Consider the following 12,994-nt stretch of genomic DNA (forward strand, 5'->3'; position numbering starts at 1 on the left):
CCTCTCTCATGGCAGGTTCCACTGCTGATGGGTGCCACCGTTGCAGTCCCGCAGGTCCGGCAGGGTGAGGTTGGCGGTGCCCGCGTTCGTGGCGTCGACGCACGTGCCGCCGTTCTCCGAGGCGATCGTGCCGGTGACGCCGCGGCTGGAGGGCGGACGCAGATGGAGGCCGAACGCGGCGATCGCCGGGGCGGCTCGTGATCCGGTGATGCGCAGCCGGATCCGGGAGGCGGTGACCGGGGTGTTCAGGCGGATCAGTCTTCTGGCGCCGACGGTGGTGTCCGTGGCGATCTGGACCCAGGTGCCGCTGGTGCGGGCGTCGACCGCGAAGGACTCGACGCGCTGGCCGACACGGAGGTCTTCCTGGACGGACAGGACGTCGAAGGTCCGTGCCGACGGGAGGGTGAGCACCAGGGAGCCGGTTCTCGCCCTGGGCTGCCAGGAGGTGTCCAGGCTCGCGTCCACCGCTGCCGCCGGGGCGTGTCCGCGGGTGTTGGCCGTACCGGGGCCGTTCGCGCTGCCGGCGCCGGCGGCGAGGTCGGCGCCGAAGGTCTGGGACAGCGCGGTGCCGAAGGTGTTGAGCGCGGTCACGGCCGACGGATCGAACACGCCTTGCTGGTTCGGTCCGACGTCCAGCAGCAGGTTGCAGTTGCGGCCGACCGACCTGTAGTAGAGGTTCTCCAGATCCGCCTCGGACCTCCAGGTGTCTCCCGGGTGCCAGAACCAGTTGTGATGCGCCGACAGCGTCGTGTCGCACTCGGCCGGCGCCCACCGGATCAGGTTCCACGCACTGTTCCCGTCGGCCGCGCGCTGTCCGAGGACGTCGTCACCGGCGATGTCGTCGGCCGAGTTGTTCGGCTGGACCGTCAGGATGGTGTCGGCGGCGGTCGCCGGATCGCCGGTGTAGGGCACGGCGGACCACTCGGAGGTGCGCGCCGAGCCGTCCTCGTTGCCGACCCAGCGCACGTCCGGGCCGCCGTCGTTGAAGATCACCGCGTGCGGCTGGAGCGTGCGGACCATTTTGATCCAGTCGGGGAAGTCGTACGGCTGGTTCCGGCCGGTCGGGTTGGCTCCGTCCCACCACACCTCGTCGATCTCGCCGTACCTGGTGAGCAGTTCGTACAGGGTGTTCTCGTAGTAGGTGTTGTAGTCGTCGGAGGTGAAGTGGAAGGTGACGCCGTCGGCGATCTCCGACGGGTCGGAGGGGATGGTCACCGGGACCGCCGGGCTGCCGTTCGCGAACCGTCCGCCGGGCCGGGCCTCGTGGAGGTCGGCCGGCGACAGGTAGATCCCCGCCTTCAGCCCGGCCTTGTGCAGGGAGTCGGTGAAGCTCTGGACGACGTCGCCGTGGCCGGCCTGCCAGGACGACGACGCCACCGAGTGCGTCGAGTACGCCGAGGGGAAGAGCAGGAAGCCGTCGTGGTGCTTCGCTGTCAGGATCCCCTCCTTGAAGCCGTTCCGCTTCAAAGTGGTGGCCCACTGGTCGGTGTTCAGCCCGGTCGGCCGGAAGATGTCCGGGTCCTCGGTGCCGGTTCCCCACTCGTTGCCGGTGTAGGTGTTGACGCCGAAGTGCATGAACGCGGTCCGCTCCATGCGCTGCCAGGCCAGCTGCCGCGCCGAAGGGACGACGTCGGCGGCCTTCGCGATGACCTGAGCGGCGCTGTCGCCGGGATCGACGGCGACGACCTCGGAGGGTGTCGCGGCGGCCGCGCTGCCCGTGGCGACGATCAGCGCGGCGACGGCGGCCAAGCACGTCAGTGATCTTCGTACACGGGACGGAATTCCTCGTACACGGGACGGACCCGTCGGAAGGCTCCATGCGTGTGTGCGCCGCGGGGGCATCAGAACTCCAGCTTCGTCGGATAGATCGGATGTCTGCGCGAAGATGGTGGGCGGATTTCGGCATTGCCTCGATGGTTCAGGCGTTTCTGGGATTGCTTGAGGGGAACGTAGGGATACATCCGATGAGAGTCAACGGGTCTGATGAGTAAGCCGGCCATCGGTGCCGGTGTGCCGCAGCGGCCATTCGCCTGTCATGCTTCAGCGATGCAGAAGCCCGCCCGCGACGCTCCCCGCTTCCCTGACACGGCTGTCTCCCCGGACGCTCCTGCCGACATACGCTTTCCGCTGCTCACCCAGCAGTGGTTGGATCTGACGTTCCTCCACTGGGCCGTCGAACCGGCCACGGTGGCACCGCTGCTGCCGACCGGGACCGTGCCCGACGTCCATGACGGAAGCACTTATGTCGGGTTGGTCGCCTTCCGCATGCACAAGGTCGGCTGGTTCCGGCTGCCCGGGGTGCCCTACCTGGGCTCGTTCCCGGAGACCAACGTCCGCCTGTACTCGGTGGACGCGCACGGCCGCCGCGGCGTCGTCTTCCGCTCGATGGACGCCTCACGCCTGATCCCCGTGGTGATGGGACGCATCGGCTTTCGGCTTCCCTACCTGTGGTCGCGCATGGCCGTGCGTTCCGACGGCGACACCGTCACCTATACCAGCTCGCGCCGTTGGCCGGGCGGGCGCGGCGGCGCGCGCAGTCGCGTCGTCGTACGTCCTGGTGAACGCATCGACGAACCGACCGAGTTGGAGCACTTCCTCACCGCCCGCTGGGGTATGCACAACCCCTTCGCCGGCGGGGCGGCGTACCTGCCCAACCAGCACCCGCGCTGGCCCCTGCACCGCGCCGAGCTGATCACCTGCGAAGAGAACCTGCTCACCGCGGCGGGCCTGCCCGCGCCGGGCACCGCCCCGGCCAGCGTCCTGTATTCACCGGGGGTCCCGGTCCGCCTCGGCCGCCCCGTCCGTCGGCCGAACCTGCGGCAGGAAAGCCTCCGTGCCGAGCCGAACGGCTAGGACGAGCCAAGTCGGGTCGGGCCGGTTCAGCCCGGTACGGCGCGGAACGCCTCGATCACGTAGGCGGCGAAGCGGCGGGAGGCGAGGAACCGGGCGGCAGGCGGTACGTCTTGGACGCCCCGGTGGGCCATGAGCATCAGGACCAGGTCGTCGACCACGAAGTCGGGGCGCAGCCGGCCGGCCCGCTGGGCGCGGCGGGCCAGCTCGGTGACCGCGCGGAGCATGCGTTCTCGGTCGGCGACGAAGTCCATGGCCTCGGGGAAGGCCGTCATGAAGGCGTCCGGGAATCCCCGGCTGCGGGCGTGGAGTTCGCAGATCTGCTCGACCAGGTTCCGGAATCCGTGCCACGGGTCCGAGTCCGCGAGTGCGTCGCGGACGACGGCGTGGCAGGCCCGTCGCTGCTCGGCGAAGGTCTCCACGATCAGGGCCCGTTTGGTCGGGAAGTGCCGGTACAACGTGGCGGGTCCGATACCTGCGTGCCGGGCGACCTCGCGCACGGGTGCGCTCAGGCCCTCCTCGCCGAACACCGTGCAGGCGGCGTCCAGGATGCGGGCCCGGTTCTCGCGGGCGTCGGAGCGCGCAGTGTGAGGCAAATGGCGGGTCATCGCTTCTCACTTTAGTCAAGCGGACGCGTGCGTCCGTTACGGTCCGATGGCGGTGGTGCTGCCCGTCCCGGCGCTCCACCGGTGCCGCCTCGGCCGTCCGGCTTGTCTCGTCCACGGCCGTCGCAGCGGTGCCCCGTCCGTGCACAGGCCCGAGGAGCCGAGATGAAAGCCGTCGTGATCAGGACGTTCGGACACCCTGATGGCCTGGACGTCGTCGACTTGCCCGCGCCCGTTCCCGCACCAGGACAGGTGCGGATCGCCACGGAGGCGATCGGGGTGGGTGGCGTGGACGCCGTGATCCGCCGGGGAACGCTCGCCGGCCACGGCTTCCGGGCGGGCCATCTCCTCGGCAGCGAGGTCGCCGGAAGCGTCACCGCGGTGGGAGAGGGCGTGGACGCCTCGTGGACAGGGCGTCGGGTGTGGGCGTTCACCGGCCTGTCCGGTGGGTACGCCGAACAGGTCGTCGCCGCGGTCGAGGACATCGTTCCCCTGCCCGACGGCCTGACCGGCGTCGACGCGGTGACCCTCGGCGGCTCCGGCGTGGTCGCCCACTTCGCGCTGGACCGTGCCCGTTTCGCCCCCGGCGAGGCGGTCCTCGTGCGCGGGGCGGCGGGCAGCATCGGGATCACGGCGGTCCAGCTCGCGGCGAGGGGTGGCGCCGGCGCGGTGGCGGTCACCACCTCATCGGCGGAGCGCGGCGCCCGCCTGCGAGACCTGGGCGCGACCCATGTCCTCGACCGCTCCGGCGCGGGCGGCCCGGACGCGCCATCGGGGTTCGACGTGGTGATCGATGTCGTAGGAGGTGACCAACTGCCGTTGTTTCTGGACAGGTTGAACCCCAATGGGCGGTTCGTCGCTGTCGGCGTGGTCGGCGGACAGCCGCCGGCGGACTTCGGCATGCGGCTGATGAGCGCCTTCCGCAAGTCCCTGTCGTTCGCCACCTTCAGCTCCGACACCGTGCCCGGCCCCGAGAGGCAGGCCGTGCGCTCGGCGCAGTTCGCCGACGCCGCACGCGGAGACCTGCGCACGGTGGTGCACGAGGTGCTGCCGCTGGACCAGGCGGCGCTGGCTCACCGCCGGATGGACGCGGGCGAGGTGTTCGGGAGGGTTGTGCTGGCACCCTGAGCGAGGCGGGACGGCGTTCGCGGCGACCAGGCCTGTGTTGCGGGGTGGGGGCAGCCCCACCTGGGGCCCGGGTGGCAGCTCCATCGATGGGGAGGGCTGCGGCGTGTTGACTGAGACAGGTCGGGAGAGGGTTCGGCCGAGTACGGGGTGTCAGCGTGATGGGGAAGCGTACGGCAGTGGTGGCGTGTGTTGCGGCGCTCATGGCTTGCGGGGCGGGCGAGGTGCCTGCCGGGGCGCGCGTGGCCGGCGGGGGCTACTCGGCGGGCGACTTGAGGCGGGATCTCGCGGCGGTACGGGCTGCCGGCGGCGGCGGTGTGAACGTGGTGGCCCGGGTGGACGGACCGGGCGGCACGGTGCTGCGGGCACGACAGGGGACTGCGGGTGTGGGCTCGACCGCGCCCGTGCCGTGGGACCCGGAGTTCCGGGTGGCGAGCACCAGCAAGACGTTCACGGCGGTGGTGGTGCTCCAACTGGTCGCGGAGGGACGGCTCTCGCTGGACGACACGGTGGAACGGTGGCTGCCCGGAGTGGTGCACGGAAACGGCAACGACGGCTCGCGGATCACCGTACGCGACCTCCTTCAACACACCAGCGGGATCTACGACTACATCACCGACCCCGGGATACAGGACAAGCTGCTGAACCATTTCGACGAGTACCGCTACGACGCCACCCCGCCGTCCCGGCTCGTCGCGATCGCGATGCGGCACGCCCCGCTCTTCACACCGCCGCCCAAGGGTTCGCCGCGCCGGTGGGCCTACTCGAACACCAACTACCTGCTGGCCGCCATGATCGCGGAGAAGGCGGGCGGCGTGGGCTGGCGGGAGCTGGTCGAGAACCGGATCATCGCACCGCTCGGCCTGCGGCGCACCTACATCCCCGGCGAGAACCCGTATCTGATCGGCCCGCACGAGCGGGTGACCATCGACGGGCCCGGAGGCGAACCGGTGGACCTGACCGAGGAGAGCTTCCAGCACACCGCGGACTCCGGAGTGGTGAGCACCCCGTCGGACCTCGACACGTTCTTCCGCGCCCTGGCCTCCGGGCGGCTGCTGCCCGCCGCGCAATGGGCGCTGATGCGGCAGACGGTCGCCTACGACGACCTGCCGGTGCCGCCGGCCGGCAAGCGGGGCGGATACGGACTCGGGCTGCGGATCGTACCCCTGACCTGCGGGGGTGTCTACTACATGCACGAGGGCGATGGCTTCGGGGTGTACGGACGGCCTGCGGTCGATGCGGCCGGTGGGCGGGCGGTGACCGTGTCGGTGACGTCCACCACCGCGCTCGTCGACGAGGCCCGGCTCGACAAGGCGGTGCAGACCCTCACCGACCATGCGCTGTGCGGGGTCCGGCGCTGAGACGTCGAGCGGCCGGTGGACCGATGCGGGGGCGCGCGGGGACTTGCCGCGCGCCCTGCCGTCTGGTTGGGTACCAGCGCCGCAGGCTCGTCGGGCTTGCCGGGCGGGTGGGGAGTGGAGCAGGCAACGTGGACACGAGGATACGGCGGGACGGCTCATGCCCCTTGCCCGACGGACTGGGGCAGGCGATCCGGGGCACTGCCGAGGAGATCGCCACGCTGGTGCGGAGCGCGAGCGACACCGCGCTTGCCGTGCCGGGGTCGGCGTGGACCGTGGGTGAGGCCGCCGCCCACCTGGCCCTGGCCAACGAACTGATGGCCGACCTGGCAGCAGGGCGGGAACGCCCCTACGGCGACGGAACGCCCCAGAGCCTCGCCCGTGCCAACGCGGAGTCCCTGGCCGTCTTCGGGGAGCGCCGGGCGGAGCCCCTCGCGACGATGATCACCGAGCAGGCCGAGGCGTTCCTGGACGCTCTGGCGCACCCCGTGGCCGACGGGTCGGCACCCCTCACCCCCCTGGGCCTGATGGACCGATCCGTTCTCGCTTCGTACCTGCTCACGCACATGCTCGGCCACGGATACGACCTGGCTCGCGCCCTGAAGCGACCGCACATGGTCGACCGCGCACGGGTAGGCTTGTGCATGCCGTTCATGTTCTCGGTCATGCCGCGTGTCACGGACCCCGTGGCCACGGCCGGGCTCACGGCCCGATACCGGATCAGGCTGCGTGGGGGCGAAGCGTTCGGTGTGTCCCTGGCCGACGGCGCCGTGCAGGTGACGCCGGGGGCAGCAGTGCAGCGCGCGGACTGCACCATCCTGCTCGATCCCGTCGCCTTCCTGCTCATCGCGCTGGGCCGGCTCAATCCCTGGCGGGCCATCGCCCAGGGGCGGGTTCTCGCCTGGGGCTCCAGGCCATGGCTGGCCTCCCGCTTCCCGACCTTGTTCACCGCACCTTGAACCGTCTCCCGGGCGGTCGCGAGCTTGTCCGCCCGGGGCTTCGCGGGCTACGCGGCGAGTGCCGCGCGGTCCAGTTTGCCGTGCGGGGTCACCGGCAGCCGCTCCAGGTAGTGCACGTGCTGCGGGACCATGTGGGAGGGCAGCCGCACCGCCAGCTCCGTGCGGACCGTGGACGCCGGCAGCTCCGTGCGGTCCGCCACCAGGTACGCGGTGAGCGACTGTTCGCCGTGGGCATCCGCCGTCACCAGGCATGCCGCGCCCGAGACGCCGGGCAGAGCCCGCAACGCCGCCTCGATCTCGCCCAGTTCGATACGGAAGCCGCGCAGTTTGACCTGCCCGTCCTGGCGTCCTGCGTAGAACAGGCCGCCCTCCGCGTCCGCCACCGCCCAGTCGCCGCTGCGGTAGTGCCGTCCCGAACCGTCCGCCGGGTCGACGAAACGTCCCGCCGTCAGCTCCGGCCGGTCCAGGTAGCCATGGGTGACGCCGGCGCCGGCGACCCAGATCTCACCGGGCTCGCCCGCGGCCACCGGATCGCCCTGGGCGTCCCGCAGCGACACCGTCAGGTGCGGCAGCGGACGGCCGATGGGCGTGCGGCCCGGCGCCGCCTGCTCCAGCACGGCCGGGCTCAGCGGGCACCAGGTGACGTGCACCGTGGTCTCGGTGATGCCGTACATGTTGACCAGCTGCGCGTCCGGCGCGATGCCCTGCGCCCACCAGCGGCGCACGTCCGCCGGCACCAGAGCCTCCCCGCCGAAGACGACCCGGCGCAGCGCGGGCAGCCGTATCCCTTCGTCGGCGGCCTCGGTGACCAGGTTGCCGAACGCGGACGGCACCTGGTTGAGGACGGTGACCCGCCGTGCCACCAGCAGCCGGGCGAACTCCAGCGGATCCGTGGCCGCGTCCCGGTCCACGACGACGAGCCGGCCGCCGTACAGCAGCGGGCCCCACAGCTCCCAGACGCTGAAGTCGAAACTCAGCGAGTGGAACAGCGTCCACACGTCCTGCGGACCGGTGCCGAGCAACGGTGTCGCAGCGTCTCAGGACCCGCAGGGGATCGTAGGGGTGAGTGACGACCTCGATGCGAGCCGGCCGGGCCCCGAGATCCTGGGCACCCGACTGTCGCAGGACGCCACCAGGGCGGACGCGGAGCTGTGGAGCCCCGTGGAGCGGACTGCGCTCTGACCAGGCTTCCCCGCAGGGGTCATTGGCGGCTGACCGTACGGGTCACGCCCGTGACGATCGTTGTCGCCAGAATCCAGCCGGTGATGATCAGGACGTACGACAGCCACTGGTACCAGCCCTCAGGGGCGAACGCCGACCCCTGGCCGAAGTCGACGATCGGCAGGAGCAGGTCAAGGGTGTAGAAGACAGGGTTGAAGTCAGGGGCCTCGCCCGCCTTGACGGGGCGGGGGTGGTGCAGGCCGTACGCGATCGATCCCATGGCCATGAGGGACAGCAGCCAGCCGGCCGCACGCAAGGGGCGGAAGCCGTAGCCGACGGTGGCGTCCTGAACATGCCCCCACAGCCGCCCGTACCAGACGAGTGTGGTACGTCGGCGGCGTTGCTTGGCGAGCTGAACCAGCCGGGCCGCGTCGTCGTCGCCGACGTGGCGATACGCCGCCATCAACTGCTCGTAGGAATGGGGTTCGTACTGGCCGCCGTCCTGTTCCAGCATCGGCAGGCGGCGCTCGGCGGGCTCGTGCGGGCTGAGTACCGTGTACCTGAGATTGCTGAGATGCACCTGCTCGGGGAGCATCTCCGGTTCAAGGGTCAGGATTTCTATGTGAGAACGCCGCAGATTCAGGGCGCCCTCGATGCGGTCACCACCACGCAGCCACAGTTCACCGATGACACAACTGCTTGCCCGCAGTGCCGTGTCGCCCGGATGCGACAGGTGCGCGTGGAGCAGGTCGAGACGGCCCGATATGCGCGAACCTCGGAGTTCGACCCGCCCCCGCGTACGTACGCACCGCGCCCGTATGTGGGCTCCGACAATGAGGTTCTGCGCGTCCAGCGCGATGCCGCCGGGGTTGTCGAACTCGCCGTCCTGAACGTTGATTCGCCCGGCGACCGAGGCGCCGGTGAGCCGTACCTGTCCGTGCGCGCGAATCTCCGGCGCCCATAGGTCGTCGCCGACTGTCGCCTGGTTGAGCTGCAACACCGGCTCGGAGTCGTCCAGCGCCGTGAACCGAGCCCGCTCCATGAACAGTGCCCCGGAGATCTGCGCCCCGCCGAGCCGTACCGGCCCCCGCATCCGGCAGTCCGTCATTCGCAGCACCCCCTCGACCCGCAAGGTCGCCGAAGCAAGGCCCGGCAGCACGGAGTTGCTCAGATCGAGCTGGCGCAGCTTGGCACCGTAGAGGTCGGGAACGCTGTCGAAGCGGCAGTGGTTCAACTGGACGGCGGCGTCGATCGTGGCGTACTTCAGGTCGAGTACGCCCGTGATCCGCGCCCCGGTGACCTTGAGCGCGGCGATCTCGCCCTCTTCCTGCGGAGCCTTGAGCAACAACGTCCGCAGCACACTTGCCCGTACGGTCCGCTCGGCGCATCGTGCCTCGTCGAGTGCTGGATCCTCGTCCTCGGCGCTGAAGTCCACGGACTCGCCTCGCGGAAAGGCCCGCCATACGCGCGTCTCGGCCGGCGTCAGCTCGTTGGTCTCGCTCACGCCGGGACTCTGACGTGCCATGTTCGAGCTGTCAACTGCGAAACGGAGCACTCCACGCCGTTCAAGTTCGTCGGTACGACCCAGCCCGCTTCCGTGGCCGGACAGGAACATGATGGGTATCGGCACATCCATCCCAATCCTGTTGTGCTCAACGGTATTTCGTGACTTGTTCCAGGGGCCGATACGGTCGATTCATGGATTGGAACTTTCGGACGGCCGAAGAACTCGCGACAGCCTTGCGTGCCGGAGACGTGACCTCCGTGGAACTGACCGACGAGGCGATCGCCGCTATCGAGCGGGACGACGAGGCGATCAACGCGATCTGCGTGCCGGACTTCGACCGCGCACGGGCCGCCGCACGCGATGCCGACCAGGCGCGCGCCCGCGGTGAGGACCGGCCACTGCTCGGCATTCCGGTGACGGTCAAGGAGTCCTACAACATCGCTGGGCTGCCCACGACCTGGGCAATGCCGCAGCAGCGGGACTACATGCCGGCCGAGGACGCGGTGCAGGTGTCCCGGCTCAGGGCCGCAGGCGCGGTGATGCTCGGTAAGACCAACGTGCCCTTGGGGCTGCAGGATGTGCAGAGCTTCAACGAGATCTACGGCACCACCAACAACCCGTGGGATCACGGTCGCACGGCGGGTGGATCCTCCGGCGGATCGGCGGCGGCCCTGGCGTCCGGATTCGGCGCGCTGTCCATCGGCTCCGACATCGCCGGTTCCCTGCGCACCCCCGCACATTTCTGCGGTGTCTACGCACACAAGCCGACACTCGGGCTGGCGGCGAGCCGCGGTATGGTCCCGCCGCCCGGTCCGGCATTGCCGGCCGAAGCCGACCTCGCCGTCGCCGGTCCGATGGCGCGCAGCGCCCGTGACCTCACGCTCCTGCTCGACGTCATGGCGGGACCGGACCCGCTGACGCTCGGTGTGGCGTACGACTTGAGGCTGCCGCCCGCGCGCCACGAGCGGCTCGGCGACTTCCGCGTCCTGGTCCTCGAACAGCATCCGCTCATCCCGTCCGGGGCCGATGTGCGGGCGGGCGTGAACCGGGTGGCCGACGCACTTGTCGACGGCGGGGCCCGCGTCGAACGGCACAGTCCACTGCTGCCGGATCTGACCGAAGCCGCGATGCTCTACACGCAGTTGCTGTTCTCGAGCCAGGTCGCACGTTTCCCCGTCGAAGCGTACGAGCAGCTCCGGACCCGTGCCGCCGGACTGAGCGCGGACGACCAGAGTCTCGATGCGGAGCGGCTGCGCGCCATGGTGTTCAGCCATCGCGACTGGATCGAGGCCAACAACCGTCGCGAGCTGCACCGACACGGCTGGCGGCAGTTCTTCGCCGCGTTCGACGCCGTGGTGTGTCCCATCACGCCCACTCCCGCGTTCCCGCACGACCACGACCCCGATTTGAGGGCACGCCGGATCGACATCGACGGCGTCGAGTACCCGTACTTCGACCAGCTCGTCTGGGCCGGACTGGCCACCATGCCCGGCCTGCCCGCCACCGCCGTACCAACGGGCCGGTCCGCTGAGGGGCTGCCGGTGGGAGTGCAACTCATCGGCCCGATGTACGAGGACCGCACCCCGCTGCGGCTGGCCGAACTCCTCGAGGAGAAGATCGGCGGCTTTGAGGCGCCGAAGTAGGGCAGCCGAGATCATCCAGGGGGTGGTCGTCGCGGTCTCGCCGTGTCCGCGCTTCGATCCTCCGGGCACTCCGGGAACCTGCATTCCGGTCGACGAGTTCGTCGAATTCGCGTCCTTTCGACAACAACGGCTGTGAGCAGCCACGTCACGATGCCGCCGCGTAACAGTGGATGGTCACTGTCTGGGACGGGCTCCATCGTTGCTCGACGGTGGCCAGCAGTTCCCAGCCCAGCCGCTCGTACAGGGCCGCTGCGGCCCTGTCGGATGCCACGACGTCGAGCACTGGATGCAGTCCGCGACGTCGTGCTTCCGCCACGGCCTGACCGATCAGCACTGCACCGATCCCGTGCCCCCTTGCTTGCGGAGCGACGAAGAGACGGCTGACCACAGCGGTCAGGTCCTTGCTCGTCCCGCTCTGCTCGCTCCACAAGCCGGGGGCCAGGTCTCCCTCGCCGCCGCGGGACAGACCGACATGGCCGACGAGACGGCCGCTATGTTCGGCGACCCAGGCCCCCAGTGGAGAAGCCTGTGACAACCACGCGTCAGGCTGGTCGGGCCAGTTCACCGGGTAGCCGTCACATCGATGGACTTCGGCGAGAACCCTCACACAGTTTTCGACATCGCCTTCAGCCCTCGGCCGAACACAGGGACCCGACCTTTCCACGACAGCGCCGAAGCTTTCGTTGTTCACTCTGGAATGGAAACACAGGCTCCGGAGTCACAACCAGCCACCTTCGACATGCGCCCTACGGGGCCTGAAGAGGGCTGACCGGTTGACACGGGCTTGCCTTGAGGATCCGTTCCTCCGCCGGGCACGGCCTTCGGACGGCCGAGCGACTCCGCCCATCGGACACCGACTGGAACGGTGTCCCCGACTTTCCCGCACATGTTCGAGTGATGCCGCTCTAGGCGTGCTTCATCCGTCGAGACTGCTGCGGTTGAGTGACAGAGTACGGCTCCCCGAGGATGTTCACGGTGTGATGAGTTGATTTCTCTTAACTTCATCTGAGATTCGGATGTGTCACCCAGCAGGCGGTCGCCTGTGTCCGCCATCCATGGAGGTCATCGGATGAATCATCGTGCCTGGGTTGCAGCGCCACTGGCGGGTGCGGCCATCGCTCTCGTGTCTCCATCGGCCGGCGTCGCTGCGGAGGCGTCTGCACGGCACGCGTCGAGCTCCCTGTGGCTCAAAAAGGGCGGCGGGCACCACGGTCACCGCAATCCCTGGCGCAACTGCCACAGCCACCGTCGAGTCGTGCTCATCGACAAGGACCTGAGGGCGATTCTGATCAATGACCGACATGGGCCTGAGGCTCTCGTCGTCGCGGGAGACCCGGGAGCCCCGGCCTCGTCGCCGGCGGCACCGTGGGACAGCTTTACCGTCGCGACCTATCTGGACGTGGGCGAGCCGACCAACACCTCCGGCCTGTACGCGTTTGAGATTCGTGACTTCTTCAGGGTGCATCCGCGCTTCTTGGTGAAGGCCTTCGACCGCCACGAGCGCTCCTTTCCCTTCCCGGCCACCCACTGCGTCGACCGCGAGGACGACGACGACCGTGAGGACAGTGCTGGTCCGCACGGCGGTACAACTGGCTTGTCCGGCTCCCCGTCGCCCCGGGCCGTTGCGGGTGACAGCTCGGCTGCCAGCTGGAGCGACAGCCTTCTGAGCACGAAGTACATCCTGATCGCGGCCGGCGGTTTGCTGATGACTCTAGGAGGCCTGGCTATGGCCTGGCTGCGCCGACGTCGTTCTGCCGAGTGACAGTCGGCCGGAAGGGAGTGCCGG

Annotated in this window: 11 protein-coding genes; 6 read left to right on the top strand and 5 right to left on the bottom strand. The window is 69.6% G+C overall.

Translation table 11 applies throughout. The annotated features are described in order from the left end of the window. Positions 1–6 precede the first annotated feature (6 nt). Positions 7–1,749, bottom strand: coding sequence for an alpha-L-fucosidase (locus AQI95_RS05805; RefSeq protein ID WP_067118273.1), 1,743 nt, complete (start codon positions 1,747–1,749; stop codon positions 7–9). Between the two features lie 297 nt (positions 1,750–2,046). On the opposite strand from AQI95_RS05805, the gene AQI95_RS05810 reads away from it, so the two are divergent. Continuing rightward, positions 2,047–2,853, top strand: a complete 807-nt coding sequence (locus tag AQI95_RS05810) for a YqjF family protein (RefSeq protein WP_067118276.1) — start codon at positions 2,047–2,049, stop codon at positions 2,851–2,853. A gap of 26 nt (positions 2,854–2,879) precedes the next feature. On the opposite strand, the gene AQI95_RS05815 is transcribed toward AQI95_RS05810, so the two are convergent. Continuing rightward, entirely contained in the window at positions 2,880–3,458 is a 579-nt protein-coding gene (locus AQI95_RS05815) for a TetR/AcrR family transcriptional regulator (protein ID WP_067118279.1), read from the bottom strand. Between the two features lie 162 nt (positions 3,459–3,620). Between AQI95_RS05815 and AQI95_RS05820 the strand changes: the two genes are divergently transcribed. The 3 genes from AQI95_RS05820 to AQI95_RS05830 all read left to right on the top strand — a co-directional run bounded on the left by AQI95_RS05820 (position 3,621) and on the right by AQI95_RS05830 (position 6,897). Next, the gene (locus tag AQI95_RS05820) at positions 3,621–4,583 is read left to right on the top strand and encodes a zinc-binding dehydrogenase (RefSeq protein WP_067118283.1); all 963 of its coding nucleotides are present in this window, start codon (positions 3,621–3,623) and stop codon (positions 4,581–4,583) included. Positions 4,584–4,741: 158 nt separating this feature from the next. Next, complete coding sequence (locus AQI95_RS05825) at positions 4,742–5,941, top strand: serine hydrolase domain-containing protein (RefSeq protein WP_067118287.1); 1,200 nt, start codon at positions 4,742–4,744, stop codon at positions 5,939–5,941. A gap of 128 nt (positions 5,942–6,069) precedes the next feature. After that, the gene (locus AQI95_RS05830; RefSeq protein ID WP_067118290.1) at positions 6,070–6,897 is read left to right on the top strand and encodes a maleylpyruvate isomerase family mycothiol-dependent enzyme; all 828 of its coding nucleotides are present in this window, start codon (positions 6,070–6,072) and stop codon (positions 6,895–6,897) included. A 47-nt stretch (positions 6,898–6,944) separates the two neighbouring features. On the opposite strand, the gene AQI95_RS05835 is transcribed toward AQI95_RS05830, so the two are convergent. Beyond that, entirely contained in the window at positions 6,945–7,919 is a 975-nt protein-coding gene (locus AQI95_RS05835; protein ID WP_067118294.1) for an AMP-binding protein, read from the bottom strand. A 179-nt stretch (positions 7,920–8,098) separates the two neighbouring features. Then, the gene (locus AQI95_RS05840; RefSeq protein WP_244188645.1) at positions 8,099–9,562 is read right to left on the bottom strand and encodes a membrane-associated oxidoreductase; all 1,464 of its coding nucleotides are present in this window, start codon (positions 9,560–9,562) and stop codon (positions 8,099–8,101) included. Between the two features lie 194 nt (positions 9,563–9,756). On the opposite strand from AQI95_RS05840, the gene AQI95_RS05845 reads away from it, so the two are divergent. Further along, complete coding sequence (locus tag AQI95_RS05845; RefSeq protein ID WP_067118301.1) at positions 9,757–11,208, top strand: amidase; 1,452 nt, start codon at positions 9,757–9,759, stop codon at positions 11,206–11,208. A gap of 145 nt (positions 11,209–11,353) precedes the next feature. Here the strand turns inward: AQI95_RS05845 and AQI95_RS44485 are convergent, their stop codons facing one another. Then, positions 11,354–11,815 (bottom strand): GNAT family N-acetyltransferase, encoded by a 462-nt coding sequence (locus tag AQI95_RS44485; RefSeq protein WP_079071068.1) that lies wholly within the window; start codon positions 11,813–11,815, stop codon positions 11,354–11,356. 648 nt (positions 11,816–12,463) lie between these two features. Between AQI95_RS44485 and AQI95_RS47180 the strand changes: the two genes are divergently transcribed. Continuing rightward, positions 12,464–12,970: a hypothetical protein gene (locus AQI95_RS47180; protein WP_067118308.1), complete on the top strand. Its 507-nt coding sequence runs from the start codon at positions 12,464–12,466 to the stop codon at positions 12,968–12,970. Positions 12,971–12,994 lie beyond the last annotated feature (24 nt).

It is taken from the genome of Streptomyces yokosukanensis (assembly GCF_001514035.1).
In the GTDB taxonomy this organism is placed as follows: Bacteria; Actinomycetota; Actinomycetes; order Streptomycetales; family Streptomycetaceae; genus Streptomyces; species Streptomyces yokosukanensis.

What these genes read in the sequence shown, in the direction of transcription:
- AQI95_RS05810 (WP_067118276.1), top strand. Translation starts at nt 2,047, where the DNA reads ATGCAGAAGCCCGCCCGCGACGCTCCCCGCTTCCCTGACACGGCTGTC.
- AQI95_RS05820 (WP_067118283.1), top strand. Translation starts at nt 3,621, where the DNA reads ATGAAAGCCGTCGTGATCAGGACGTTCGGACACCCTGATGGCCTGGAC.
- AQI95_RS05845 (WP_067118301.1), top strand. Translation starts at nt 9,757, where the DNA reads ATGGATTGGAACTTTCGGACGGCCGAAGAACTCGCGACAGCCTTGCGT.
- AQI95_RS05825 (WP_067118287.1), top strand. Translation starts at nt 4,742, where the DNA reads ATGGGGAAGCGTACGGCAGTGGTGGCGTGTGTTGCGGCGCTCATGGCT.
- AQI95_RS05815 (WP_067118279.1), bottom strand. Translation starts at nt 3,458, where the DNA reads ATGACCCGCCATTTGCCTCACACTGCGCGCTCCGACGCCCGCGAGAAC.